Annotated in this window: 23 protein-coding genes; 7 read left to right on the top strand and 16 right to left on the bottom strand. The window is 70.3% G+C overall.

Going from position 1 to position 24,872, the window contains the following annotated elements; translation table 11 throughout:
- Positions 1-47: 47 nt before the first annotated feature.
- The 4 genes from ACF3M1_RS10145 to ACF3M1_RS10130 all read right to left on the bottom strand — a co-directional run bounded on the left by ACF3M1_RS10145 (position 48) and on the right by ACF3M1_RS10130 (position 3,842).
- Positions 48-695 (bottom strand): methylthioribulose 1-phosphate dehydratase, encoded by a 648-nt coding sequence (locus ACF3M1_RS10145; RefSeq protein ID WP_394000300.1) that lies wholly within the window; start codon positions 693-695, stop codon positions 48-50.
- Positions 696-725: 30 nt separating this feature from the next.
- A complete protein-coding gene (locus ACF3M1_RS10140; RefSeq protein WP_394000298.1) occupies positions 726-974 on the bottom strand; it encodes a hypothetical protein in 249 nt (82 codons plus the stop codon).
- A complete protein-coding gene (locus tag ACF3M1_RS10135) occupies positions 971-2,281 on the bottom strand; it encodes an amino acid permease (RefSeq protein ID WP_394000296.1) in 1,311 nt (436 codons plus the stop codon). The genes ACF3M1_RS10140 and ACF3M1_RS10135 overlap by 4 nt, the downstream gene beginning before the upstream one ends.
- Before the next feature lie 88 nt (positions 2,282-2,369).
- On the bottom strand, positions 2,370-3,842 hold the full coding sequence (locus tag ACF3M1_RS10130) for an amino acid permease (RefSeq protein ID WP_394000294.1): 1,473 nt from the start codon (positions 3,840-3,842) through the stop codon (positions 2,370-2,372).
- Positions 3,843-4,029: 187 nt separating this feature from the next.
- Between ACF3M1_RS10130 and ACF3M1_RS10125 the strand changes: the two genes are divergently transcribed.
- Positions 4,030-4,602, top strand: coding sequence for an NUDIX hydrolase (locus ACF3M1_RS10125; protein ID WP_394005234.1), 573 nt, complete (start codon positions 4,030-4,032; stop codon positions 4,600-4,602).
- Positions 4,603-4,988: 386 nt separating this feature from the next.
- On the opposite strand, the gene serA is transcribed toward ACF3M1_RS10125, so the two are convergent.
- Entirely contained in the window at positions 4,989-6,221 is a 1,233-nt protein-coding gene (gene serA, locus ACF3M1_RS10120) for a phosphoglycerate dehydrogenase (RefSeq protein WP_394000292.1), read from the bottom strand.
- A 125-nt stretch (positions 6,222-6,346) separates the two neighbouring features.
- Between serA and ACF3M1_RS10115 the strand changes: the two genes are divergently transcribed.
- From ACF3M1_RS10115 to ACF3M1_RS10105, 3 genes are all read left to right on the top strand, one after another.
- On the top strand, positions 6,347-7,735 hold the full coding sequence (locus tag ACF3M1_RS10115; protein WP_394000290.1) for an FAD-binding oxidoreductase: 1,389 nt from the start codon (positions 6,347-6,349) through the stop codon (positions 7,733-7,735).
- Between the two features lie 74 nt (positions 7,736-7,809).
- Positions 7,810-8,109, top strand: a complete 300-nt coding sequence (locus ACF3M1_RS10110; protein WP_394000288.1) for a DUF2388 domain-containing protein — start codon at positions 7,810-7,812, stop codon at positions 8,107-8,109.
- A gap of 147 nt (positions 8,110-8,256) precedes the next feature.
- Positions 8,257-10,098, top strand: coding sequence for a DUF4105 domain-containing protein (locus ACF3M1_RS10105; protein ID WP_394000286.1), 1,842 nt, complete (start codon positions 8,257-8,259; stop codon positions 10,096-10,098).
- Positions 10,099-10,632: 534 nt separating this feature from the next.
- Here the strand turns inward: ACF3M1_RS10105 and yeiP are convergent.
- From yeiP to ACF3M1_RS10070, 7 genes are all read right to left on the bottom strand, one after another.
- Positions 10,633-11,199 carry an elongation factor P-like protein YeiP gene (yeiP, locus tag ACF3M1_RS10100; protein WP_394000284.1) on the bottom strand — a complete coding sequence of 189 codons (567 nt, stop codon included), beginning with the start codon at positions 11,197-11,199 and terminating at the stop codon, positions 10,633-10,635.
- On the bottom strand, positions 11,196-11,783 hold the full coding sequence (locus tag ACF3M1_RS10095; RefSeq protein ID WP_394000282.1) for a retropepsin-like aspartic protease: 588 nt from the start codon (positions 11,781-11,783) through the stop codon (positions 11,196-11,198). Before ACF3M1_RS10095 ends, yeiP begins: the two co-directional genes overlap by 4 nt.
- On the bottom strand, positions 11,784-12,554 hold the full coding sequence (locus ACF3M1_RS10090) for an SDR family NAD(P)-dependent oxidoreductase (protein WP_394000280.1): 771 nt from the start codon (positions 12,552-12,554) through the stop codon (positions 11,784-11,786). It abuts the gene before it with no gap.
- A gap of 65 nt (positions 12,555-12,619) precedes the next feature.
- Entirely contained in the window at positions 12,620-15,196 is a 2,577-nt protein-coding gene (locus tag ACF3M1_RS10085; protein WP_394000278.1) for an EAL domain-containing protein, read from the bottom strand.
- On the bottom strand, positions 15,193-16,098 hold the full coding sequence (locus ACF3M1_RS10080; RefSeq protein WP_394000276.1) for a hydroxymethylglutaryl-CoA lyase: 906 nt from the start codon (positions 16,096-16,098) through the stop codon (positions 15,193-15,195). The genes ACF3M1_RS10085 and ACF3M1_RS10080 overlap by 4 nt, the downstream gene beginning before the upstream one ends.
- Complete coding sequence (locus ACF3M1_RS10075) at positions 16,095-18,074, bottom strand: acetyl/propionyl/methylcrotonyl-CoA carboxylase subunit alpha (protein ID WP_394000274.1); 1,980 nt, start codon at positions 18,072-18,074, stop codon at positions 16,095-16,097. The genes ACF3M1_RS10080 and ACF3M1_RS10075 overlap by 4 nt, the downstream gene beginning before the upstream one ends.
- Positions 18,075-18,148: 74 nt before the next feature.
- Positions 18,149-18,934, bottom strand: coding sequence for an enoyl-CoA hydratase-related protein (locus ACF3M1_RS10070; RefSeq protein WP_394000272.1), 786 nt, complete (start codon positions 18,932-18,934; stop codon positions 18,149-18,151).
- 111 nt (positions 18,935-19,045) lie between these two features.
- On the opposite strand from ACF3M1_RS10070, the gene ACF3M1_RS10065 reads away from it, so the two are divergent.
- The 3 genes from ACF3M1_RS10065 to ACF3M1_RS10055 are packed head-to-tail and all read left to right on the top strand — an operon-like array spanning position 19,046 to position 21,398.
- On the top strand, positions 19,046-19,291 hold the full coding sequence (locus ACF3M1_RS10065; RefSeq protein WP_394000270.1) for a ferrous iron transport protein A: 246 nt from the start codon (positions 19,046-19,048) through the stop codon (positions 19,289-19,291).
- Positions 19,288-21,147, top strand: a complete 1,860-nt coding sequence (locus ACF3M1_RS10060) for a ferrous iron transporter B (protein ID WP_394000268.1) — start codon at positions 19,288-19,290, stop codon at positions 21,145-21,147. Before ACF3M1_RS10065 ends, ACF3M1_RS10060 begins: the two co-directional genes overlap by 4 nt.
- An 11-nt stretch (positions 21,148-21,158) precedes the next feature.
- Positions 21,159-21,398, top strand: a complete 240-nt coding sequence (locus ACF3M1_RS10055; protein WP_394000267.1) for a DUF6587 family protein — start codon at positions 21,159-21,161, stop codon at positions 21,396-21,398.
- A gap of 19 nt (positions 21,399-21,417) precedes the next feature.
- On the opposite strand, the gene ACF3M1_RS10050 is transcribed toward ACF3M1_RS10055, so the two are convergent.
- The 4 genes from ACF3M1_RS10050 to ACF3M1_RS10035 all read right to left on the bottom strand — a co-directional run bounded on the left by ACF3M1_RS10050 (position 21,418) and on the right by ACF3M1_RS10035 (position 24,817).
- A complete protein-coding gene (locus ACF3M1_RS10050) occupies positions 21,418-21,981 on the bottom strand; it encodes a hypothetical protein (RefSeq protein ID WP_394000265.1) in 564 nt (187 codons plus the stop codon).
- A 30-nt stretch (positions 21,982-22,011) separates the two neighbouring features.
- Complete coding sequence (locus ACF3M1_RS10045; RefSeq protein ID WP_394000263.1) at positions 22,012-22,359, bottom strand: hypothetical protein; 348 nt, start codon at positions 22,357-22,359, stop codon at positions 22,012-22,014.
- A 59-nt stretch (positions 22,360-22,418) separates the two neighbouring features.
- The gene (locus ACF3M1_RS10040) at positions 22,419-22,985 is read right to left on the bottom strand and encodes a polymer-forming cytoskeletal protein (RefSeq protein ID WP_394000261.1); all 567 of its coding nucleotides are present in this window, start codon (positions 22,983-22,985) and stop codon (positions 22,419-22,421) included.
- 224 nt (positions 22,986-23,209) lie between these two features.
- On the bottom strand, positions 23,210-24,817 hold the full coding sequence (locus tag ACF3M1_RS10035) for a carboxyl transferase domain-containing protein (protein WP_394000259.1): 1,608 nt from the start codon (positions 24,815-24,817) through the stop codon (positions 23,210-23,212).
- Positions 24,818-24,872: the final 55 nt, after the last annotated feature.

The raw sequence follows: 24,872 nt of genomic DNA, 5'->3' as shown, positions 1-24,872 counted from the left end.
CGCGGCGGAACGCGGGCGTTCCACGGGTGCGTGGTCCGTACCCGGATTCAGGCGCGGGCGCCGAAGCGGCGCAGTTCCAGTTCGCAGTGCAGCAGGAAGTCGAAGGCCTCGAGGTGCCGCCGTGCCTCGGCCATGTCGCGGCCCCAGGCGTAGAGGCCGTGGCCGTCGATCAGATAGCCCCACATCGGTTGCGCGTCGAGCAGGGCATCCACCTGGGCGGCCAGCGTGGGCATGTGCTGGCTGTTGGGCAACACCGGCACGTCGATCGCCATCTCGTGGGTCGCATTGCCGGCGAACGCCTTCAGCAGTTCGTAGCCTTCGAGACGCACGTGGCCGGCGCCTGCGAACAGCCGCGATGCGATCGTCTGGTTCGGCGAGTGGGTGTGCAGGATGCAGCCCACTTCGGGAAACCGGCGATAGAGCTGTGTGTGCAGCAGGGTCTCGGCCGAAGGCCGGTGATCGCTGCCGACGGCGGCCCCGTCGAAGTCGACGACCATGATGTCGTCTTCCTTCAGCTTGCCCTTGTCGCGGCCCGAGACGGTGATCGCGGCGTGGCGATCATCGAGGCGGCGCGAGAAATTGCTGCTGGTCGCCGGGGTCCAGCCGGCGTGGGCCAGCTCGCGGATGTTGACGATCAGCTCGCCGGCGAGTTCGCGCAGGCGATGGACGTCGTAGGGGAGTGCGGTCTCGGACATGGCGCAAAGTCTAACGCGCGCCGCGTGGCATCAGTGTCGCCCGCGCCAGCGGGGCGGCGCGCCCTTCACGGCGCAGACGGCGATCAGTAGCAGCGTCGCGACACCGACACAGACCAGGAACGCGACCATCGACCGCTGCGGCGGGAACCGCAGGGCGATGCCGATCACCGCGCCCATGTACAGCGCGAGCACCACCCAGCCCTGCCAGCGCTGTGGCAGGCCCCAGCCGTAGCCGAAGGATTTGGCCGGGAACCAGTGGCCGTCGTCGCGCGGGCTCACGGCCGCGGCACCTCGTCGCCGCGGCGGCGCGAGAAGCCCCGGTAGGCGGCCCAGGCGAGCAGGGCGACGATCAATGCGCCGACCAGGATGTCGGTGTCGGTGGACCAGGCCAGCAGGCCGCAGGCGAGCAGCGCGCCCATGCCCAGCGCGCGGTCACTGCCGGTGGGTCGCCGCGCCGGTGTGCCGAACAGCAGGCTCAATCCGGCCGCCACATAGGCCATGACGACGAGGGTGACGACCATCTCGATGATCGTGCCGAACTGCTCGCCGACCGTCGGCGCCTGGGTCAGCACGGCGATGCCGGTCATCGACAGCGCGATGATGAACAGCCCCCAGCCGGCCGAGCCGTTCGCGCGCACGCGCCCGAAGATCGCCGGCAGGAAGCCGCGTTGCGCGGCCCGCGCGCCGGACTCGCCGGTGACCAGCATCCAGCCACCGAGCGTGCCGGTGGCCTTCAGCGCGGCAGCTGCGGCGATCACCGGGATCGCCCAGGCGCCGAACATCTGCCCGGCGACCAGCGCGAACGGCGCGCTGGAGGCGGCCATCTGCTCGGCGGGCACGATGCCCATCATCAGCACCGACGACACCAGATAGACCACGCCGGCGATCAGGATGCCGCCGAGCGTGGCGATCGGGACGTTGCGGTTGGGGTCGCGGACCACGCCGGCGACCATCGCCCCGGTCTCCAGCCCGACGAACGCCCAGAACACCGAGGCCAGCGCGCCGAAGACCACCGCGGTGTCGGAATTCTCGGTGACGTTCCAGCCGTCGCGATAGATGTCGGCATCGAAGCTGCCCCAGCCGGCGACCAGCACCGCGACCACGGGCAGCAGGCCGAAGATCACGCACATCGACTGGAAACGCGCGATCGAGCGCGGTCCCAGCAGGTTCAGCGCGAACATCAACCAGATCAGCACCACTTGGCCGACCAGACGCACGCTGCCGCCGTCGTCGATCGGCAGCAGGATCACCAGATAACCGAACGCCGCGACCGCGATCGCGTTGTTGCCCATCCACGACGAGATCCAGTACAGCGTCGTCGCGAGGAAGCCCATGTCGCGGCCCAGCGCCGGGCGCACGTAGTCGTCGGGCGAGTTGAGGTCGGGATACTGGCGGGCGAGCCGCGCGAACGCGCCGCCCAGCGCGACCGCCAGGATCGTGCCCAGCAGCCAGGCGAATGCGGTGACGCCGCCGACGCCGGCGAGCGATGCGGGCAACAGGAAGAAGCCCGAGCCGATCATGTTGTTGGCGACGACGAAGGTCGCCAGTACCGGCCCGATCTTCTTGGCGGTGGAGGTCGTGGACATCGGCGCTACCGGATGGCGTGACGAGAGGGCGGGGCCCTCACGGACACGGCCCGCGCGAAGGCGGGCCGTGGACGGACAGGAACGAGGCTCAGGCGCGGACGTTGAGCTTGCTGTGGCGCCGGCCGTAGAGGAAGTAGATCGCCATGCCGATGATCGTCCAGGCCACGAACAGGTGCCAGTGTTCGCGGAACGACTGGAAGAACAGGAACATGCACGACAGGAAGCCGAGCGGGCAGATGATCGTCGCCATCGGCACGCGGAACGGGCGATGCAGCTCCGGACGCGTGCGACGCAGCACCAGCACGCCGAGGCAGACGGTGGCGAATGCGACCAGCGTGCCCATCGACACCAGCTCGCCCAGCACGCTCAGCGGCATCAGGCCGGCGAGCAGGCAAGCCGCGATGCCGACCACGATCGTGCCGATGTAGGGCGTGTGGTGCTTGGGGTGCACCTTGCCGAACACCTTCGGCAGCAGGCCGTCGCGGGCCATCGTGTAGAAGATGCGCGGCTGCGCCATCAGCATCACCAGGATCACCGACGACAGGCCGGCGATGGCGCCGATCTCGACCGCGGTCTTGAGCCAGGCGAGGTTCGGATACGCCTCGAGCGCAGTGACGACCGGCTTGGCGGTATTGAGTTCCGTATACGGCAGCATGCCGGTCAGCACCGCGCACACGGCGATGTAGATGACGGTGCAGATCGCCAGCGAACCGAGGATGCCGATCGGCATGTCGCGCTGCGGATTCTTCGCCTCGCCCGCCGCCGTCGACACCGCATCGAAGCCGATGTAGGCGAAGAATACGATCGTCGCGGCGCGGAACACGCCGTCCATGCCGAACTGGCCCGGGCCCACGTTCTCGGGGATGAAGGGCGTCCAGTTGGCGGGATCGACGTAGAAGAAGCCGAAGCCCAGGAACGCCGCGATCACCGCGGTCTTGATCGCCACGACGATGCCGTTGATGAAGGCCGACTGGGTGATGCCCACGTAGCACAGGCCGCTGACCGCCGCGACGATCATCACCGCCGGCAGGTTGAACATGTTGGCGGTGCGGACGAAACCACCATCCACCCAGGCCAGCGGCGCGCTGGCCAGTTCGGCCGGGAACGGAATGCCCAGCGTCGTGGTGAGGAAGCTGACGAAGTAGCCCGACCAGCCCACCGCCACGGTGGACGAGGCGAACAGGTATTCGAGCACCAGGCACCAGCCGATGAACCAGGCGACGAACTCGCCGAGCGTGGCGTAGGAATAGGAATACGCACTGCCCGACACCGGCAGCAGCGCCGAGAACTCGGCGTAGCACAGGCCGGCGAACGCACAGGCCAGGCCGGCGAGCACGAAGCTCAGCATGATCGCCGGGCCGGCGTGGTTCGCCGCGGCCTGACCGGTCAGCACGAAGATGCCGGCGCCGATGACAGCGCCCATGCCCAGCAGCACCAGGTGTTTCGCCGTCAGCGTGCGCTTGAGGGTGGCTTCGCCGTGCAGGCTGCCCTCCACGGGTTCACCGGCGTCGACATGAGGCGCGGCTTCAACGGGCTTGACCCGGAACAGACTCTTGAGCATGGGTGCGTACTTCCCCGAGTGGTCGTGCGAACGCTTGCGCGGTTCGAAATCCGCGCGGCTTGGCTGCGCGGGGATCGCGGTACCATGCCAAACGCGGACGCCCCGCACAAGCGACGTGGATTGCGCGTGCGAGTGCGTCGATCCGCGTCATTTTTCCGCCCCTGTCACGCCGCAGCGCAACATTCCCGTGCCCGACTCACGCTCCGCTCCATCCCGGAATCCAGCACTCGCGGCCGCGTTCGTCGACTACGGTCTACGGTATCCGGAAGAAGCCGGCACCGCGGCATTGTTTCGCGACCTGCTCGACGATCCGGCCGACCCCTTCGTGCGCGAACGCCTGGCCGGACACTTCACCGCGTCCGCCTTCGTCGTCAGCGCCGATGGCATGCGCACGCTGCTCACCCACCACCGCAAGCTCGGACTGTGGCTGCAGCCGGGCGGCCACGCCGACGGCGACCCGGATCTTGCAGGCGTCGCGCTGCGCGAGACCGAAGAGGAAACCGGCCTGCGCCTAGTGCGCGTCGATCCCGTGATCTTCGATCTCGACCGCCACTGGATTCCCGAGTACAGGAGCGTACCTGCGCACTGGCATTACGACGTCCGCTACATCGTCCACGCCGGCGCCGACGAGACCTTCGTCGTCAGCGAGGAATCGCATGCGTTGGCGTGGGTCGCGATCGCGGACGTCGCCGACGGTCCGGCCTATGACGCCTCGCTGCGCCGGATGGCGGGGAAGTGGGTGAAGAGCCGGGATTGGTGATTCGGGATTCGGGATTCGAAAGTGCGGCGCTGCTTCGCGCCATCGCCACCCGCACGATCGCAGCAAGGTGCGCGCAGGCCCACAACACGCCGTCTGTCAGCCCCACACGTGCCGTTTCTAAACGTCTGGCCGCTCCGGAGCACGAGGAGCGTCGGGGCGGTGATTGGTGATTGGTGATTGAGATTCGAAGGGTGGATCTGCCGCGCTCCAAGTCCTCCCGCACAATCACAATAAAGCGCGGCATGGGACGCCTTTAGCAGTCGAACACACACGCTCGAGCAGGTAATCCCGACAGCGGCTTTCAACTCACCGAGCCTTCGCGTACCGATCAGCCCGCAGCGCCGCCCGGCTTTTCCGAATCCCCAATCCCCAATCCCCAATCCCTGCTAGTAAAGCACCCGCGTCCGCAGCGTGCCGTCGATCTTCGACAGCTCGCTGCGCAGATGCGCGGCCTGGGCCTCGCTCGCGGCGACGTCGATGACCACATAGCCGACGTTCGCGTTCGTGCGCAGGTACTGGCCGTCGATGTTGATCGATTCGCGCGAGAAGACCTCGTTGATCTTCGACAGCACGCCCGGCACGTTGCGGTGCAGGTGCAGCAGGCGGTGGCTGCCGGCGTGCTCGGGCAACGTGACCTCGGGAAAATTCACCGCCGACAGCGTGCTGCCGTTGTCGCTGTAGCGCACCAGCTTGGCGGCGACCTCGATGCCGATATTGTCCTGCGCTTCCAGCGTGCTGCCGCCGACGTGCGGGGTCAGCAGCACGTTGTCGTGGCCCAGCAGCGGCGATTCGAACGCGTCGTCGTTGCCCTTGGGTTCGACCGGGAACACGTCGATCGCCGCGCCGCCGACTTGGCCGCTGCGCAGCGCCGCGTCGAGTGCGTCGATGTCGACCACCGTGCCGCGCGAGGCGTTGATCAGGTGCGCGCCGGGCTTCATCGCCGCGAGTTCGGCGGCGCCGAACATCAGCTTCGTCGCCGGGGTCTCGGGCACGTGCAGGGTGACCACGTCGCTGCGCGCGAGCAGGTCCTCGAGGCTCGCGGCGCTGCGTGCATTGCCGAGCGACAGCTTGGTCTCGATGTCGTGGAACAGCACCTGCATGCCCAGCGATTCGGCCAGCACGCCGACCTGGGTGCCGATGTGGCCGTAGCCGACGATGCCCAGCGTCTTGCCGCGTGCCTCGTGGCTGCCGAGCGCGGACTTGCTCCAGCCGCCGCGGTGGCACTGCGCGTTCTTCTGCGGGATGCCACGCAGCAGCATGATCGCCTCGGCGACGACCAGTTCGGCCACCGAGCGGGTGTTCGAATACGGCGCGTTGAACACCGGGATGCCGGCGCGTTCCGCGGCCTCCAGGTCGACCTGGTTGGTGCCGATGCAGAAGCAGCCGATCGCCATCAGCCTGCGTGCGTCAGCGAGCACCTCGGCCGTGAGCTCGGTGCGCGAGCGGATGCCGACGATGTGCGCCTCGGCGATGCGTGCGCGCAACTGGTCCTCGGGCAAGGACTTGGGATGCACGTCGATCTGGGTGTAGCCGGCCGCCTTGAACACGTCGACCGCGCTCTGGCTCACGCCCTCGAGCAGCAGGACGCGGATGTCGCCCTTGGGGAACGAAGTCTTCATCGGTGCACGGCGCCTTCGACGGGGCGCCACATGGTGCCAGAAGCGCAGCCCGCACGCGGCCCGGCGCTGGACGCGGGCAGGGGCGGCTGGCAGGCTGGCCTCCCCCTCGATTCCGGCGCACACGCATGTCCGACGCGCGCATTTCCAGCCTGCAGGCCGCGGTGCCCGCACTGCAGGTGCTGACCGATCCGGCCGATCTCGCGCACTACGGCGTCGACTGGACCCGGCGCTGGACGCCAGCGCCAATGGCGATCGCGCTGCCGGCCGATGTCGCCCAGGTTCAGGCGGTGATGCGCTGGGCGCATGCGCAGGGCGTGGCGGTGGTGCCCTCGGGCGGCCGCACCGGTCTGTCGGGCGGCGCGGTCGCCGCGAACGGCGAGCTGGTGCTCAGCCTGCAACGCATGCACAAGGTGCTCGGCTTCGATGCCGTCGACCGGCTGCTGACCGTGCAGGCCGGCGCCGCGCTGGAAACCGTGCACGAGGCCGCACGCACGCACGGCCTGCAGTATCCGGTCGATTTCGCAGCGCGTGGGTCTTGCACCATCGGCGGCAACATCGCCACCAACGCCGGCGGCATCCGGGTCGTGCGCTACGGCAACACGCGCGAGTGGGTGGCCGGGGTCAAGCTGGTCACCGGCACCGGTGAACTGCTCGATCTCAACCGCGGCCTGGTCAAGAATTCCAGCGGCTACGACCTGCGCCATCTCGCGGTCGCGTCGGAGGGCACGCTCGGCGTCATCGTCGAAGCCACGCTGCGCCTGGCCGAGCCGGCGCCCACCACGCGGGTGATGCTGCTCGCGCTGCCGTCGTTCGACGTGCTGATGCAGGTGTTCCAGGCGCTGCGCGGCCGGCTCGGGCTGGAAGCCTTCGAGTTCTTCACCGACCGCGCGCTGCACCACGTGGTCGCGCACGGCGCGCAGCCGCCGTTCGACACCGCGTATCCGTTCTACGTGGTCGCCGAGTTCGCCAGCGAGGGCGAGGCCGGCGAGGTCGCCCTGCTGTCGGCGTTCGAGCATTGCGTGGAGCAGGGCTGGGTCGACGACGGCGTGATCAGCCACAGCGACACCCAGGCCGCGCAGCTGTGGCGGCTGCGCGAGGGCATCACCGAAAGCCTGGCGCCGTATGTGCCCTACAAGAACGACGTGTCGGTGCGGGTGTCGGCAATGCCGGCGTTCCTGGCCGAGACCCAGGCGCTGCTGGCGGCGGAGTATCCGCAGTTCGACGTGGTCTGGTTCGGGCATATCGGCGACGGCAACCTGCACATCAACGTGCTCAAGCCCGAGGCGATGGCGAACGCCGACTTCGTGATCGAATGCGAGCGGGTCACCAAGCTGCTGGCGGCGACGCTGGAACGGCACGGCGGCAGCATTTCGGCCGAGCACGGCATCGGCCTGGTCAAGAAGCCGTATCTGCGTTCGACCCGCAGCGACGCGGAGATCGCGATCATGCGCGGGATCAAGGTTGCGCTCGATCCGGCCGGCATCCTGAATCCGGGCAAGCTGTTCGATCCCTGAGCGCCGCGCGCGTGATGCGCGGGCGCGCGGCGGGCCTCGTGTAAAGTCGGGCGCCCCTGCCCGGAGATTCCGCGATGTCCCGTCCGCTGCTCGCCTGCGCCCTGATCGCCCTGTCGTCGTCCGCGTTCGCCGGCAGTTTCGCCGGCACCACCGGCGGTGCGTCCGCGGCGGGATCGTCGGCGTCGAGCGGCAGCACCTCCGGCAACGACAAGGTCGTGGTGCAGGCACGCGAGGACGCTGCGAGTTTCGTCGCCAGCGACGGCCGCATCCGCGGTGTGCAGCTCGAGGCCGCGCTGCGCCATCTACGGGCCTCGAACGACAATGCGCGCGCCGCCAGTGACCTGCAGCTGGCGCAGGCGATCCTCGCGCAGTAGGCGCACGCGGGACCTCCGACATCCGGTGGCCGTGCGTGACCCTGCTCGTGAACGACGCGCACGACGTGACCACGCTGCCGTCTGCAGACGCAGCCGCCGGTGTCGATCCGGCGTTCTGACATGACGCGAGCAGGTGGGGCGTCCTCCATGCTGATGCGTGCGCTGTTCGGGCTGCTGATGTGCGGCGCAAGCAGCCAGGCGTTCGCGGCGTGGGACTGGCAGCTCGACACCGCAGGCGCGGGCCCGCTGGACCCGGCGCAGCAGGCGGCGGCCGCGCAGGCACTCGAGGCCGCGGTCGCCGCACTTCCGCCTGCGTGGCGCGAGGCCGATGGCCTCGATGTCCGCGTGCAGTGGCGCGACGATCTGCGCGACGGTGTGCACGGCCACTCGCGCGGCGAACGCATTCTGCTGCGCCGGGCGCTGCTCGACGACTGGAACACCGCCGGTCCGGCGGCCGCCATGGCCGCGCCGTCGCGACGCGCGGCACTCGCCGCCGTGCTGCACGAATTCGCCCATCGCTACGACCGCTCGCCGCATGGCGGACTGTCGCGGGATCCGCGGCTGCGCGATCTGGCCGGCTGGCCGGTGCGGCCGCTGCGCCTCGGAATGCGCGACCACGACAACGCGATGTCCGATCGCAGCCCGGATCCCTACGAACTCAGCTCGCCGGCCGAGTTCGTCGCGGTCAACCTCGAGTATTTCCTGCTCGACCCGGAGTACGCATGCCGGCGGCCGGCGCTGCACGCCTATTTCGCCGCCCATTTCGCGTGGGCGCCCGACGCCGCGCCCTGCGATCCGGCGCTGCCGTTCGTCGAGGCCGACGCCGTGGACGGCACGGAGGAGGGCGCGTCGCCACTGCTGCACCTCGATCCGGCGCGCGTCCATGCGGTCGACTACCTGCTCGCCGAAGGCAATGCCCGGCCGATGAGCCGCTGGGGCCACAGCATGCTGCGGCTGGTGATCTGCGCCCCGGGGCGCGCGCCCGGCCCGGACTGCCGCTTCGATCTCGCGCACCATCGCGTGCTGTCGTTCCGCGCGTTCGTCGACGATGTGCAGATCTCCAGTCTGCGCGGGCTGACCGGTCGCTATCCGTCCAGGTTGTTCGTGCTGCCGCTGGACCAGGTGGTCGAGGAGTACACGAAGCTGGAACTGCGTGGCCTGCAATCGATCCCGCTGGACCTGTCGCACGACGAGATCGCGTCCCTGGTCACCCACGCGGCGACCCTGCATTGGAGCTACGACGGCCGTTACTACTTCATCGGCAACAACTGCGCCGTCGAGACCTGGAAGCTGCTGCAGACGGGCGTGCCACGCCTCGCCGATGCCGGGCTGCGCAGCATCACCCCGACCGGGCTGCTGCGACGGCTCGTGAGCCGCGACATTGCGGAGTCTTCGGTGCTCGATCGCGAGGACGCCGTGCGCGCCGGCGCCTACTTTCCGTCCGCCGATGGCGAATACCAGGCGCTGCTCGACATCGCGCGCGACGCGCAGCCGTTGCTGGTCACGCGCGTCGACGACTGGCTCGATCTCGCGCCGGACGTGCGCGCGCCCTGGCTCGCGACGGCGCAACTGCGCGACGGCGCGGCCCTGCTGGTGCTCGAGCAGGCGGCGCGCCGACGGGACGCGTTACAGCTGCGCGACGTGCTCAAGCGGCAACTGCGCGATCCGCGGCGGGCGGCGGAGATCGCGCCTGCGGCGGCGTCCCTGCGGGCCTTGCTGGCGGCCGGTGATGGCCTCAGTCGGCCGGCGCAGCTGCTCGACACCGGCTACGGCTTGCCGCATGCGGCGGAGCGGGCGGCGCTGCAGGACCAGGTCCGGACGGGTGCGCGCGCGCTGCGCGGGCTGCGCCATCGACTCGAGGGCGAGGCGCGTTCGGCGTTGTCGCCCGAGGCGCAGGCCCGGATCGCCGCGTCGGAGCGGAATGTGGACATGCTCGGGACGCGGCTGCGCGACCTGCATCGCGCGTCCGGCGGCTTCCAGTTGGAGTGATGGTTCGGAATTACGGTGCGCGACTCGGAATCAGCGCGCATTGATCTGCCGAAGCGCGTCGTCCGCTGCGCGCGCAGACGTCACGCGTTCAGCGCGCGATGTGCGTGATGCGCGGAACGCCCGTTCGCGCGCGAGCGCGCTCCTACGGGATTCCGTGCGGCTCCCGGCATGGTCGGACGCAGCGTCAGGAACCGCGTGCGCCTCGCGCGATGGGATACCCGTTCGTCCTGCAGGAGCGCGCTGGCGCGCGATGCGTCCGATGCGCGGAACGCCAGTTCGCGCGCGAGCGCGCTCCTACAGGGTTTAGTGCGGTGCAGGGAACGGTCGGACGCAGCGCCAGGATCCGATCGCGTCCCGCAAATCGGGAACTCCATTTCGTCCTGCAGGAGCGCGCTTGCGCGCGATGCCTCCAGACCGCCCGAATCGCGAGGCGACCCGTGCCCGAAGCTCGACGCGTCCAACCGCAGGCCTCGCGCGCAACGACGTGGCTTGCATGTGGAGACGGGCGGCGGCTGCCGCCCGTCCCGGACCGTCTCAGTCCGCCCGGCCGCCGAACTCGCCCGTGGTCGTGTTGACCCACACGCGTTCGCCGTTGGTGATGTACTCGGGCACCTGGATCTCGATGCCGGTGTTGAGCACGGCCGGCTTCGGGCGCTTGGTCGCGGTGCCGCCCTTGAGCTCGGGCGGGGTGTCGACGACTTCCAGCACCACGCTCTGCGGCAGTTGCACGCCGACCGGCGCGTCGTCGATCACCTGCACGAACAGGCCGGTCAGGCCGTCGGTGATGTACCCCGCGTTCTCGCCGACAACGTTCGCGTCCAGCGTGTACTGGGTGAAATCCTCGTCGTCCATGAACACGAACGCATCGCCGTCCTTGTACGAGAAGCTGGCCTGGCGGCGGGCGAGATCGACCTCGCGCAGTTCGTCGTCGCCGTCGAAGCTGGCATCGGTCTTGGTGCCGCCCGGCACGCTGTACATCGTGAAACGGAAGCGCACGTTGCCGCCGCGGCCCTGCGGCGAGCTGCGCTCGATGTCGCGCACCTGGTACACGCCGTTGTTGTGTTCGACCACGTTTCCTTTCTTGACGTCGTAGGCTTTCATCGCTGTTCGCTGGTGGAGGGTGAAGAGGAAGCCCCGCCGCCGCGGGCGCCGGGATTGCGGAGGTAGAGCCGCAGGTTGGGGTAGTCGATGACCGCGCCGCCGCGTTCGAGCACATCGGCGCCGAGCACGCCGTCGACCGCGGCCTCGCCGCGGCGTACGAACGCCGCGTTGACGTGGTCGAGCGGCAGGACGTGCACGGTGAAGGCCTCGTCGCGGTAGTCACCGATGCGCAGGCGGCTGTCGGGCAATGCCTCGATCGCGACGCCCGCGCCGCCGGCACCGGTGGCGACGCCGCCGGCCACCGGCGCACGGCCTTCGTCGAAACGCGACTGCGCGGCGCGGTCGATCACGGTGCGGCCTGCGCCGGTATCGAGGATGAAGACGCCCGGCACGTCATTGACCCGCATCTCGACGGTCAGATGCGCGTCACCGTGCCGGCGCATCGGCACCGACGCGTAGCCGCCGGCTTCGAGCGCCGTGGCCACGCCGGCCGGCACCGCGTTCTGCGCGGCGACGGGCGTGCAGACGAGCGCCGCCGCCAGGGCGCCGGCCCACAGAGTCCGCACAGGCAGGCGTGCCGGCATTTACTTCGGCGCGAGGCGCACCGCGCCGTCGAGGCGGATGGTCTCGCCGTTGAGGTAGCGGTTGCCGAGGATGTAGGCGACGAGGTCGGCGAATTCCTCCGGCCGGCCGAGGCGCGAGGGAAACGGAATCGAGGCCGACAGCGACTGCTGCACCTCGTCGGGCATGCCGTCGACCATCGGCGTCCAGAAAATGCCCGGGGCGATCGTGTTGACGCGGATGCCGAAGCGCGCGAGCTCGCGCGCCATCGGCAGGGTCATGCCGACCACGCCGCCCTTGGACGCCGAATACGCCGCCTGGCCGATCTGGCCTTCGTACGCGGCCACCGACGCGGTGTTGACGATCACGCCACGCTCGCCGTCCTCGCCGGCCTCGTTGCCCTGCATCGCCGCCGCCGCGGCCTTGGCGACGTTGAAGCTGCCGACCAGATTCACCATGACGGTGCGGCTGAAGGTCTCGAGCGGCATCGGCGCCTCGCGGCCGAGCACGCGGCCGGCGCCGAGGATGCCGGCGCAGTTCACGGCGACGTTGAGGCCACCGAGGAATTCGCGCGCGGACGCGACGTTCGCGGACACGCCCGCCTCGTCGGTGACGTCGGTACGCAGGTAGCGCGCGTTGGCGTCGCCGAGCGCGGCGACCGCCTCGGCCCCCTTGTCGTCGTTGACGTCGAACAGCGCGACCTTGCCACCGGCGGACACGATGTGGCGGGCGACGGCGAGGCCGAGGCCGGAAACGCCGCCGGTGACGATGGCGCGGACGGAATCGAGGCGCATGCGCGGATCCTTGAACGGAAAGCGCGCAGTTTAACCGGCCTGCGGCGCACGCCGCGGCAGCCCGTTCAGCCGAAGACGCCACCGGTGTCGCGCACGCGCCGTGCGAATTCGTCGGCCGACATGCCCGGCGCGAACAGGAACCCCTGGCCCACCGGCACGCCGAGATCGATCAAGAAACGGCGCTGCGCTTCCGACTCGACGCCCTCGGCCACCAGCCCGAGACCCAGGCCGCGGGCGATGCCCGCGACCGCCTGGCACACGGCCACGTCGGAGCGGTCGTCGGGCACACCGCCGACGAACAACTGGCTCAGCTTGAGCCCGTGGATCGGCAGGCGGCGCAGGTAGTTCAGCGCGCTGTAGCCCTCGCCGAAGTCGTCGATCGTGAGCATCACACCCATCGCCCGCAGCGCCGCGAACGTCTTCAGCGTGTCCGGCGCGTCCTCGATCAGCACACGTTCGGTGAACTCCAGTTCCAGTGCGCTGCCGGGCAGGTCGAACTCCGCGAGCACGGCGCCCACGTTGGCGGCCAGATCGTCGCCCACCAGCTGTCGGAACGAGACATTCACCGCCACCCGCACCACGCCCAGTCCCGCATCGCGCCACGCCGCCGACTGGCGGCAGGCCTCGCGCATCACCCAGGCCCCGATGCGCACGATGTCGCCGGTGCTTTCGGCATGGTCGATGAAGTGGTCGGGGCGCATTTCGCCCAGCTGCCGGTTGCGCCAGCGGATCAGCGCCTCGGCGGCGACGATACGGCCATGGCGCAGTTCGACCTGCGGCTGGTAGACGAGGTGGAACTCGTCGTTGTCGATCGCACGGCGCAGGTGGGTTTCCACGCGCAGCCGGTCCTGCTGGCTCTGCGCCAGCGCGGGGGTGAAGCGTTGCCAGCCGTTGCGGATCCGGCGCTTGCTCTCGTACATCGCCGCATCCGCGTTCTGGATCAGCGTCTGCGGGCGGTCACCGTCGTCGGGCGCGTGGGCGATGCCGATGCTCGCGGTGATCGAGAACTCCTCGCTGTCGAAGCGGAAGCCGTCGCCGAAGCTGTCGAGGATGGCGTTGGCCACCCGTTCGGCGTGGCTGGCATCCGGACCCGCGTCGCAGACCACGAGGAATTCGTCACCGCCGAACCGCGCGATGCTGCCGGCGTCGCCGACCGCGCGGCCGATGCGGTGGGCGGCGGCCACCAGCAGCTCGTCGCCGGCGTTGTGGCCCAGTGCGTCGTTGACGAACTTGAAGCGGTCGAGATCGATGTAGAGCACGGCGACCTTGCCGCGCACGCCGTCGCGCATCCGCGCCTCGAGCTCGCCCAGGATCGCATCGCGGTTGAGCAGGCCCGTCAGCGGATCGGTGCGCGCCTGCAGGCGCAGGATCTCCTCGTCGCGCTTACTGCGGGCGATGTCTTGCAGCGTGCCGGTCAGGCGCGAGGTCGCGGGGTCGCCGTGCCGCGGGCCGCCGATCGCGCGCACCCAGAACGGGCTGCCGTCGTGGCGCAGGCCCTGCAGTTCGAGATCGAACCCCGAGGCCTCGAGCATCGCCGCGCCCAGTGCGTCGCGCAGCCGCGTCTGGTCTGAGGGCAGCAGCATCGCCACCAGGGCCTCCATCGTGTCCGGCGGCGCGTGGGAGTCGAGGATCCGCGCCGCCTCGGCGGTCAGGTGCAGGCGGTCGCTGGTGCAGTCGAGCTCCCAGCCGCCGATGTGGGCCAGTGCCTGGACCCGGTCGAACATCGCGCTGTCGCGCTTGAGCGTGGTGACGTCGCTGAACAGCGACAGCACCTGGTGCGGCCGGTCGCCGCCGGGCGGATATTGCGGCACCGCGTTCACCGTCAGCCAGTACAGCTGGCGGCGCCTGCGGTGGTAGAGGCCCATCAGCGTGCTCTCGACGATGCGGCCCTCGCGCAGTGCGCGGATCGGCGGCAGCTCGGCCCAGGGCATCTCGCCGCCGTCGGGGGCGAGCGCGATCCAGTCGCCGAGGTTCGCGGTGTCGCCGAGCGACGTGCCCTGGCGGATGCCGAGCAGGCGCAGCGCCGCCGGATTGCCGTAGACGAAGCGGCCCGCGGTGTCGTGGATCGCGATGCCGCGGTCCATGACGTCCATCAGCTCGCGGTAGCGCACCTCGGCTTCGCGTCGCTCGCTCAGGTCGCGGGCCACGGCGACCAGGCAGGGGCGGCCCTCGTGCTCGAAGCCCGCCGAATGCACCTCGACCGGAAAACGCGAACCGTCGCCGCGCATGTTGGTCACTTCGATCACATAGGTGCGACCGCGGTGCACCGCGTCCCACACCGGCGCCAGGTGATCGCGCGGCAGGTCGGGGTTCAAGACTTCGATGGGCTGTCCGACGATCGCCTCGCGCGGGCGCTGGTAGGCGAGCAGGCCTGCGCGGTTGAGGTCGAGCACGATGCCCTGCGCATCGAGGATGCTGACCGGGTCGGGCACCGCGTCGAACAGCGCGTGGTAACGCAGGTGCGCGGCATCCGCGTCCGAGCGGGCGGCGAGCAGGGCCTCGCGTGCGCGGCGCAGCAGCGCGCGCGCGGAGGTGGGCAAGGTGGGGTCGTCGGCGGCCGCGGCCAGCGCGTCGGGCAAAGGCGGTTCGTCCTGCGGATGGTCCGGCAGCGTGGCGTCCTCCATGCCTGTCGCCTGCTTCATTCCCGTGCGGCCAACGCCTCTCCGACTTTGCTGTGGGTGGAACGTCCCAGGCGTGCGGCGAGCCAGCGGCCCGTTTCAGCCAGCAGATCGAGGTCGATCCCGGTGTGCACGCCCATGCCCTGCAGCATATACACCACATCCTCGGTGGCGACGTTGCCGCTGGCGCCCTTCGCGTACGGGCAGCCGCCGGCGCCGGAGACCGAGGCGTCGACGACCGCCACGCCGTCTTCCAGGCAGGCCAGCAGGTTGGCCAGCGCCTGGCCGTAGGTGTCGTGGAAATGCACCGCCAGCGCCGCCAGCGGCACCTCGGACGCGACCGCGCGCAGCATCGCGCGCGCCTTGCCGGGCGTGCCGACGCCGATGGTGTCCCCGAGCGAGATCTCGTAGCAGCCCATGTCGTGGAGGGAACGCGCAACCCGGACGACATCGGCCAGCGGCACGGCGCCCTGGTACGGGCAGCCGAGCACCGTGGAGACGTAGCCGCGCACGCGCACGCCGTCGGCCTGCGCGCGTGCCAGCACCGGCGCGAACCGCTGCAGCGATTCGTCGATGCCGGCATTGATGTTGGTGCGGTTGAAGGCCTCGGACGCCGCGGTGAACACCGCGATCTCCTCGACGCCGACGACGCGCGCGCGATCGAAGCCGGTCTCGTTGGGCACCAGCACCGGATAGGCGATGCCGGGCCGCCGGGTGATGCCGGCATAGACCTCGGCCGCGTCCGCCAGTTGCGGCACCCATTTCGGACTGACGAAGCTGGTGGCTTCGATCGTGCGCAGGCCGGTCGCCGACAGCCGGTCGATCAGCTCGATCTTGGTCGCGGCCGGCACGATCGCGGCCTCGTTCTGCAGCCCGTCGCGGGGGCCGACCTCGACGATGCGCACGTCCGCCGGTAGCGCGCTCATTCCAGCACCGCCAGCGTGGCGTCCGCTTCGACGAATTCGCCCACCGCCGCGCGCAGCTCGGCCACGGTGCCGTCGCGCGGGGCCTTGAGCGCGAGCTCCATCTTCATCGCCTCCATGACCAGCAGTTCCTGGCCGGCGCTGACCGCATCGCCGGCCTGCACGCGCACGGCGACCACGCGGCCGGGCATCGGCGCGCGCACGCGGTCGTCGGTACTCGCATCGCCGGCACCGGCACGCGGATCGCCGGCGAGGCGACGCAGTTCGAGGCGTGCATCCCCGTCGTGGAGGCGCACCGTGTTTTCGATGATCGAGACCGCGAGACGACGGCCCTGGCCGTCGAGGCGGGCCGACAGGACGCCGGCATCGAGGCGGGCGCCGCGGATCTCGATGCGGGCCGCGTCGAGGCGCACGGCGTAGTCGCCGGCCGCGCCGCTGACGTCGAGCGCCAACGGCTGGCCACGATGGTCGAACACCAGGCGCCGCGCAGCCGGCGCGCCCAGGCGCCAGCCGTCGCCCTGGGCCCAGGGCGAGGCGTCGTTTGCTGTGACCGCGTCACGATCCAGCAGGGCGGCGACAGCGGCTGCGGCGAGCAGCGCGGGATCGGGCGCCGCGGCGTCGTCGCCGGCGATGAATTCGTCCAGGTGACGGTCGAGGTAGCCGGTGTCGATGGTCGCGTCGACGATCGCCGGGTGCCGCACCAGCCGCTCGAGGAACGCGATGTTCGATTTCGGCCCGTCGATCGCACACTGCGCCAGCGCCTCGCGCAGGCGCGCCAGTGCACGCGGACGATCGACGTCGTGGACGATCAGCTTGGCGATCATCGGGTCGTAGAAGATCGTCACCGTGTCGCCTTCGACGACGCCCGAGTCGACCCGCACGTGCGCCGAGGGCGCCGGCAGCCGCAGCGTGCGCAGCGTGCCGGAGCCGGGCAGGAAGCCGGCGTCCGGATCCTCGGCGTAGAGGCGCACCTCGATCGCGTGGCCGCTGCGCGGCACCGCGTCCTGGGCCAGCGGCAGCACGTCGCCAACGGCGATGCGCAGTTGCCACTCCACCAGGTCCAGCCCGGTGACCAGTTCGGTGACCGGATGCTCGACCTGCAGCCGGGTGTTGATCTCCATGAAATAGAACTCGCCCGAGGGCGCGACGATGAACTCCACCGTGCCGGCGTTGGCGTAGTCGATCGCGTGCGCGGCCTGCACCGCGGCGGCGCCCATCGCGGCGCGCAGCTCGGGCGTGAGGAACGGCGAGGGCGCCTCCTCGAACACCTTCTGGTAGCGCCGCTGTGCCGAGCACTCGCGTTCGCCCAGGTGGATCGCGCCGCCGTGGCGGTCGCCGAACACCTGGATCTCGATGTGCCGCGGCGATTCGATGTAGCGCTCGAGCAGCACCCGGTCGCGGCCGAAGGCGTTCTTCGCCTCGCGCTGGCAGCTTTCAAGATTCGGGATGAAGTCCTCGAGCGCGCGCACGATGCGCATGCCCTTGCCGCCGCCGCCGTGCGCGGCCTTGATCATCAACGGAAACCCGATCCGCGCCGCCTCACGCGCCAGCGTGGCCTGGCTCTGGTCTTCGCCGGTGTAGCCCGGCACCACCGGCACGCCGGCCGCGTCCATCAGGTCCTTGGCCCCGGCCTTGCTGCCCATCTTGCGCATCGACGCGGCCGAGGGGCCGATAAAGCGCAGGCCGGCGGCCTCGACCGCATCGGCGAAGTCGGCGTTCTCGCTGAGGAAGCCGTAGCCGGGGTGGATCGCCTCGGCGCCGCTGGCGCGTGCGACCTCGAGGATCGCGTCGCCGCGCAGGTAGGACTCCTGCGGCCGCGGCCCGCCGATCGGCCAGGCTTCGTCGGCCTGACGCACGTGCTGGGCGTCCGCGTCGGCCTCGGAATAGACGGCGATCGTGCGGATGCCGAGCCGGCGGCAGGTGCGGATGACGCGGCAGGCGATTTCGCCGCGGTTGGCGATCAGGACACTGGAGAACATCGGGACATCCGGTACGGGGCGCGCGATGTGATCGCAGGCGCCGGGCAAGAGGGGAATGGATCAGGCCAGCCGGTTCACTGCGCGGCCCAGGCCGGCGGGCGCTTGTCGAGAAACGCCCCCAGGCCCTCCTGGCCTTCGGGCGAGACCCGCAGTGCGGCGATCAGGCGGGCGTTGTCGTGATCCAGCTGGTCACGGTCGGGCGTGGCGACGACGGCACGGACCAGGCGCTTGGCGTCGGCCGCGGCGAGCGGGCCGGCCTTGAGCAACAGCGCGATCTGCCGGTCGACTTCGGCATCGAGCTGCGCGGCCTCGACCACTGCGTGCAGCAGGCCGATGCGCAGCGCTTCGCCAGCGTCGAACATCTCCGCGGTCGCGAACCAGCGCCGCGCCTGACGCGGGCCGATCGCGGCGATCACGTACGGCGAGATCACCGCCGGCAGCAGGCCGAGCCGGCTTTCGGTCAGGCCGAACGTCGCCTCCGGAACGCCGATGGCGATGTCGCAGCAGGCGACCAGACCCACGCCGCCACCGAACGCCGCACCGTGCACGCGCGCGATCGTCGGCTTGGGCAACTCGTCGAGCGTGCGCATCAGACGGGCGAGGGCCAGCGCATCCTCACGGTTCGCGGCCTCGCCCGCGCTCGCCATGCCGCGCATCCAGTTCAGATCGGCGCCCGCGGAAAACGAGCGGCCGCTGCCTTCGAGCACGACCACGCGGACGTCCGGATCCTGCCCGAGTGCGTCGAGGGCCGCCGTCAGCTGGGCGATCAGGTCGGCATCGAAGGCGTTGTGCAGCGCGGGCCGGTCGAGGCGCAGGCGGGCGACCGACGCATGGCGGTCGAGGGTGAGGGCATCGGACATGGGCAGCGTCGTACGGAAAACAGTCCGGAATCATAACGATTCGCCCGGAACAGCCACGCCGCAGTGCAACCGCGGCGCTAGAATTGAGAACCATTCCGATCTGGCGCTACCGTGAACCTCTGCCAGTTGCCGCGTCGCGTGTCCGCCCTCGTCGAGGCCGTCGACGATCTGCGCGCCCACGACCCCATCGCGCGTCGACTGCGGGAGCTCGGCTTCGTCCCGGGCGAGCCGGTCGAGGTCGTCGCCGCCGCGCCGTTCGGCGGTGATCCGTTGCTGGTGCAGGTCGGCTTCACCCGTTTCGCGCTGCGCCGCAGCGAGGCGGCCCGGGTCCGCATCCGCGAGGCCGCGCGCGCATGAGCACCGCGACGATGCCGCGTCTGGCCCTGGTCGGCAGCCCCAATGCCGGCAAGACCGCGCTGTTCAACCTGCTGACCGGCAGCCGGCAGAAGGTGGCGAACTACGCCGGGGTGACCGTCGAGCGCAAGGAAGGCCGCATGCGCGGCCCGGCGGGCGAGGCCTGGGCACTGCTGGATCTGCCGGGTGCGTACAGCCTGCAACCGGCCAGCCTCGACGAACAGATCACCCGCGACCTGTGCCGGGGCTTCTATCCCGGCGAGCCAGCGCCCGACGTGCTGGTCTGCGTGGTCGATGCGACCAACCTGCGCCTGCACCTGCGCTTCGTGCTCGAACTGCGCAGCCTCGGCCGGCCGATGGTGGTCGCGCTGAACATGGCTGACGCGGCGGCACGGCGCGGCATCGTCATCGACCGCGTGGCGCTGGAAGCGCGACTCGGCGTGCCGGTGGTGGAAACCGTGGCTATCCGCCGCGACGGTGCGCAGACGCTGCAGGCGCGCCTGGCCGGCGTGCTGGCGCATCCGCATGCGTCTGTCCCGGCGGCCCCGGATGCGGAGCGCGATCTGCACGCCGAAACCCGCGCGCTGATCGCCGCCACGGTGACGATGCCGCGCCGCACCGCACGCATCGACGATGCGCTCGACCGCTGGCTGCTGCATCCGGTGTTCGGCCTGCTGGCGCTGGCGCTGGTGATGTTCCTGGTGTTCCAGGCCGTCTACGCCTGGGCGGCACCACTGATGGACCTGATCGACGCCGGCACGTCGGCGCTCGGCGCATGGGTGTCGTCGACATTTCCCGAGGGGCCGCTGACCAGCCTGCTGGCCGACGGCATCATTGCCGGCCTCGGCGGCGTGATCGTGTTCCTGCCGCAGATCCTGATCCTGTTCCTCTTCATCCTGGCGCTCGAGGAATCCGGCTATCTGCCGCGCGCGGCCTTCCTGCTCGACCGGATGATGAAGGGCGCCGGTCTCTCGGGGCGGTCGTTCATCCCGCTGCTGTCGAGCTTCGCCTGCGCGATCCCCGGCATCATGGCGACGCGCTCGATCCAGGACCCGCGCGACCGGCTGGCGACGATCATGGTCGCGCCGCTGATGACCTGCTCGGCGCGGCTGCCGGTGTATGCGTTGCTGATCGGTGCCTTCATCCCGCAACAGCAGGTTGCGGGACTGTTCAACCTGCAGGGCCTGGTGCTGTTCGCGCTGTACGTGGCCGGCATCCTCAGTGCGCTCGCGGTCTCGTATGCGATGAAGCGCTGGCGCCGCGACACCAGCGAGCACGCGTTGCTGCTCGAGCTGCCGTCGTACCGGATGCCGCACCCGCGCGATCTCGCGATCGGCCTGAAGGAACGCGCGATGATCTTCCTCAAGCGCGTGGGCGGCATCATCCTCGCGCTGACCGTGCTGCTGTGGGTGCTGCTGTCGTTTCCGGCGCCGCCGGCCGACGCCACCGGTGCGGCGATCGAATACAGCCTGGGCGGGCGCATCGGCCACGCGCTGGCGGTGCTGTTCGCGCCGCTGGGCTTCAACTGGCAGATCTGCATCGCGCTGATTCCGGGGCTGGCCGCGCGCGAGGTCGCGGTGGCCTCGCTGGCGACGGTCTACGCGCTGTCGGCCGCCAATGACGAGGCCGCGGCGCAGGCGCTGACCCCGATCATCACCGACGGCTGGTCGCTCGCCACCGGGCTGTCGCTGCTGGTGTGGTTCGTCTACGCGCCGCAATGCCTGTCGACCTGGGCGACGATCCGGCGCGAGACCGGCTCCTGGCGCCTGATGGCCATCAATGCCGGCTACCTGTTCGCGCTCGCGTATCTCGCGTCGCTGGTGACCTACCAGCTCGCCGTCGCGCTGGGCGCAGGCTGAGGACGTCCGCCATGACCGCCGGTCTCGTCCTGCAGTACGTGGTGATCGCCGCCGCCGTGATGCTCAGCGCATGGGTCGTGCTGGCCGCGCAGGCCCCGGCGCTGGCGCGTCGGCTGCGGCTGCGCATCGCAGTGCCACTTGTCCGCACGACGCGTCCGGCCTGGGTTCGTGCGCTGGGGCGTCGCATCGCGCCGCCGACCGTGCAGACAGGCCATTGCGGCAGCTGCGAGCGCTGCGGCCCGCCACGTTAGCGGTGTCCGAACGCGGGGCTCAGCGCGGCGGCAGGATGACCGTGCCGGCGCCGATCTCGCGGCCGCCTTCGACCAGCACGAAGCCGGGGGCATCGGACCCGATCTCGACCGGCGTCTCGCAGGCGAGCGACGCGGCGACCCGGCTGCCGGGTTCGACGCCGCCGTCCTCGTCGAAGCGCACCGCGCAGCGCAACACCGCGTCCGCGTCGTCGTCGCGGGTCAGCCGCACCTCGGGCCGGTACCCGCTGAAGATCGGCGTGCGGCGTCCACCGTCGGCCTGGCTGCGCAGCGCGATGCACGTCCGCAGTGCCTCGCGCGGCGCGTAGGCGTGCCGGCGCGACGGTCCCGGCGGCGTGTCTGGAATCGTGGCGGCCTCTGCGCAGGGCGCCTCCAGCGTGGGACCGCTCGGCCCGTCGCTCGACGACGCCTCGGGTTCGAGCACCCCGGCCTCGTCGGCCACCGGGGCGGCGCTGGAGCCATCGCCGTCACCGGGTGCCGGCGTCGGACTGCACGCGGCCAGTGCCACCAGCGTGAGCACGGACAGGGTGGTGGCGAGAAACACAGTGGGCTTCAGATCCGGCATCGGACGTCCCTGTCGTGGCCCGTGGGCGGGCTAGTGGCGGCCGCGGCTCAGCGGCGAGCGGGTGGGGCGACGCTTGTCGTCGGTCGGCGTCACCTCGACCGACAGGTTGAAGGTGCGTTCGTCGCCGACCAGCAGCGCACCCACACCGACCACCTGGCGGTTGATCTCCTTGCCGTCGCCATCCTGGATGGTCAGCACGACCGAGTATTCCCAGGCGCCACCGTCGGAGGGGTGGCGGATGCGGCCTTCGACCTGCAGCGCGGTGGTCGTCGCCTCACGCTGCACCGCATGCCGCGCCACGATGGGCGAACCCGGTGCGGCGTCCAGCTTGATGAAGTGCTGGCACGCCGGGCAGCGTGCCGCACTCTCGAGGATCATGGTCTTGCAGTGCGGACAGGTCCGTGTGGCCCCCGCCGCGCCCGGGCGACTGCTCACGGTCAGGCGGCGTCGCTGGACTTGTCGTTGGCGGCCTTGTCCTTGGCGTTGCCGGGCGTCGGCCCGGTGCTGGCCGACTTGACCTCGCCCCAGCCGCACTCGATGTGCCCACGGATCTTCGACCCCGACGCGACGGTCAGCGAGCCGGCCTTGAGGTCACCGGTCAGCACGGCGGAATCCCGCAGTTCGACCAGCGACGCGGATTCAATGTTGCCTTCGAGTTCGCCCGACACCAGCACCTGCTTCGCGCGCACGCCGCCGTTGAGCTTGGCGCCGTGTTCGATGGTCAGGTTGCCCTGCACGTTGACGTCGCCCTTGAAGCGGCCGGCGATGCGCACATCGCCCGAACCCTCGATCTTGCCTTCGATGGTCAGGTCGGCGGCGATCACCGATTCCTTGCTCACCGACGCGGTGGCCGGGGCCTGACGCGGCGCGGTCGGCGGCGTGGACGGCGAGAAGTCGGCCACGGCCGGCGAAGTTTCGCGTACGGGCGGCGCCGGCGGCGGCGGATCGGAGGCGAAGCTGGGGGAATTCGTCTTGGCGTTGCCGGACTGCGGGAAAATGGCCATGTCGCGCGTTACCTCGGATTGGACAGGGTGGACGGCTCGAACATGCTCGAACAGGCGCTCGAACGGGGGATCCGCGCCGCCACGGTCAGGCCGCGGACGCGGAGGTCGAGCCTAGCACGGGGATCACGCGGTTCGACTGTGATCGAGGCAGCGGAATCGAGAGCCGGCAAGCACTTGCCCGGGCTTTCCGACAAATCACCGCAGGTGCGCCCGGCGCGCCCCGGTCACATCCGGAAGACGCCGAAGCGGGCGGGTTCGATCGGCGCGTTGAGCGACGCGGCGATGCCCAGGCCGAGCACCCGGCGCGTGTCGGCCGGATCGATGATGCCGTCGTCCCACAGGCGCGCGGTCGCATACCAGGGGCTGCCCTGCGATTCGTACTGCTCGCGGATCGGCGCCTTGAACGTCTCTTCCTCGTCCGCGCTCCAGGCGCCGCCCTTGCCCTCGATCCCGTCGCGGCGTACGGTCGCCAGCACGCTCGCGGCCTGCTCGCCGCCCATGACGCTGATGCGCGCGTTGGGCCACATCCACAGGAAACGCGCGCCGTAGGCGCGGCCGCACATCGCGTAGTTGCCGGCGCCGAAGCTGCCGCCGATGACGACGGTGAACTTGGGCACGCTCGAACACGCGACCGCGGTGACCATCTTCGCGCCGTCCTTGGCGATGCCGGCGTTCTCGTATTTGCGGCCGACCATGAAGCCGGTGATGTTCTGCAGGAACACCAGCGGAATGCCGCGCTGGTTGCACAGCTCGATGAAGTGCGCGCCCTTGAGCGCGCTCTCGGAGAACAGGATGCCGTTGTTGGCGACGATGCCCACCGGCATGCCGTGGATGTGCGCGAAACCGGTCACCAGGGTCTTGCCGTAGCGCGCCTTGAACTCGTCGAACGCGCTGCCGTCGACGATGCGCGCGATCACTTCGCGGATGTCGAACGGGCGCCGGGTGTCCTTGGGCACGATGCCGTAGAGCTCCTCGGCGGCGAACAGCGGCGCGCTGGGTTCACGCATCGTCACCGGGAGCACCTTGCGCCGGTTGCAGTGGCCGACGATGTCGCGCGCGATCTGCAGCGCGTGGGCGTCGTCCTCGGCGAAATGGTCGGCCACGCCGGACAGGCTGGTGTGCACGTCCGCGCCGCCCAGCGCTTCGGCATCGACCACTTCGCCGGTCGCCGCCTTCACCAGCGGCGGACCGCCGAGGAAGATCGTGCCTTGGTCCTTGACGATGATCGACTCGTCGCACATCGCCGGCACATACGCACCGCCGGCGGTGCAACTGCCCATGACCACGGCGATCTGCGGAATGTTCTCCGCGCTCATCCGCGCCTGGTTGTAGAAGATCCGGCCGAAGTGTTCCTTGTCCGGGAACACCTCGTCCTGCAGCGGCAGGAAGGCGCCGCCGGAATCGACCAGGTAGACGCAGGGCAGGCGGTTCTCGCGGGCGATCTCCTGCGCGCGCAGATGCTTCTTCACCGTCATCGGGAAATAGGTGCCGCCCTTGACGGTCGCGTCGTTGGCGACGACGACGATCTCCTGGCCCATCACCCGGCCGATACCGGCGACCACGCCCGCAGCCGGCGCGGCGCCGTCGTACATGTCCTCGCCGGCGAGCGGCGCGATTTCGAGGAACGGCGAGCCCGGATCGAGCAGGGTGGTGATGCGGTCGCGCGCGAGCAGCTTGCCGCGCGCGGTGTGCTTGGCCTGCGCCTGCTCGCCACCACCCTCGGCCGCACGCGCCAGGCGCGTCTGCAGTTCCTCGGCCAGACCACGGTGGTAGTCGGCGTTGGCGATGAAATCCGCCGAGCGCGGGTCGAGTTGCGAGGTCAGTGCCGGCATCCGGAAATCGCCTGGGTGAAAACCGCAAGGATACGGAAGCCGCCGCGCGCGCGCA

The sequence above is a fragment of the Luteimonas sp. WGS1318 genome (assembly GCF_043187535.1).
In the GTDB taxonomy this organism is placed as follows: Bacteria; Pseudomonadota; Gammaproteobacteria; order Xanthomonadales; family Xanthomonadaceae; genus Luteimonas.
This window is presented reverse-complemented; position numbering and strand designations above follow the sequence as displayed.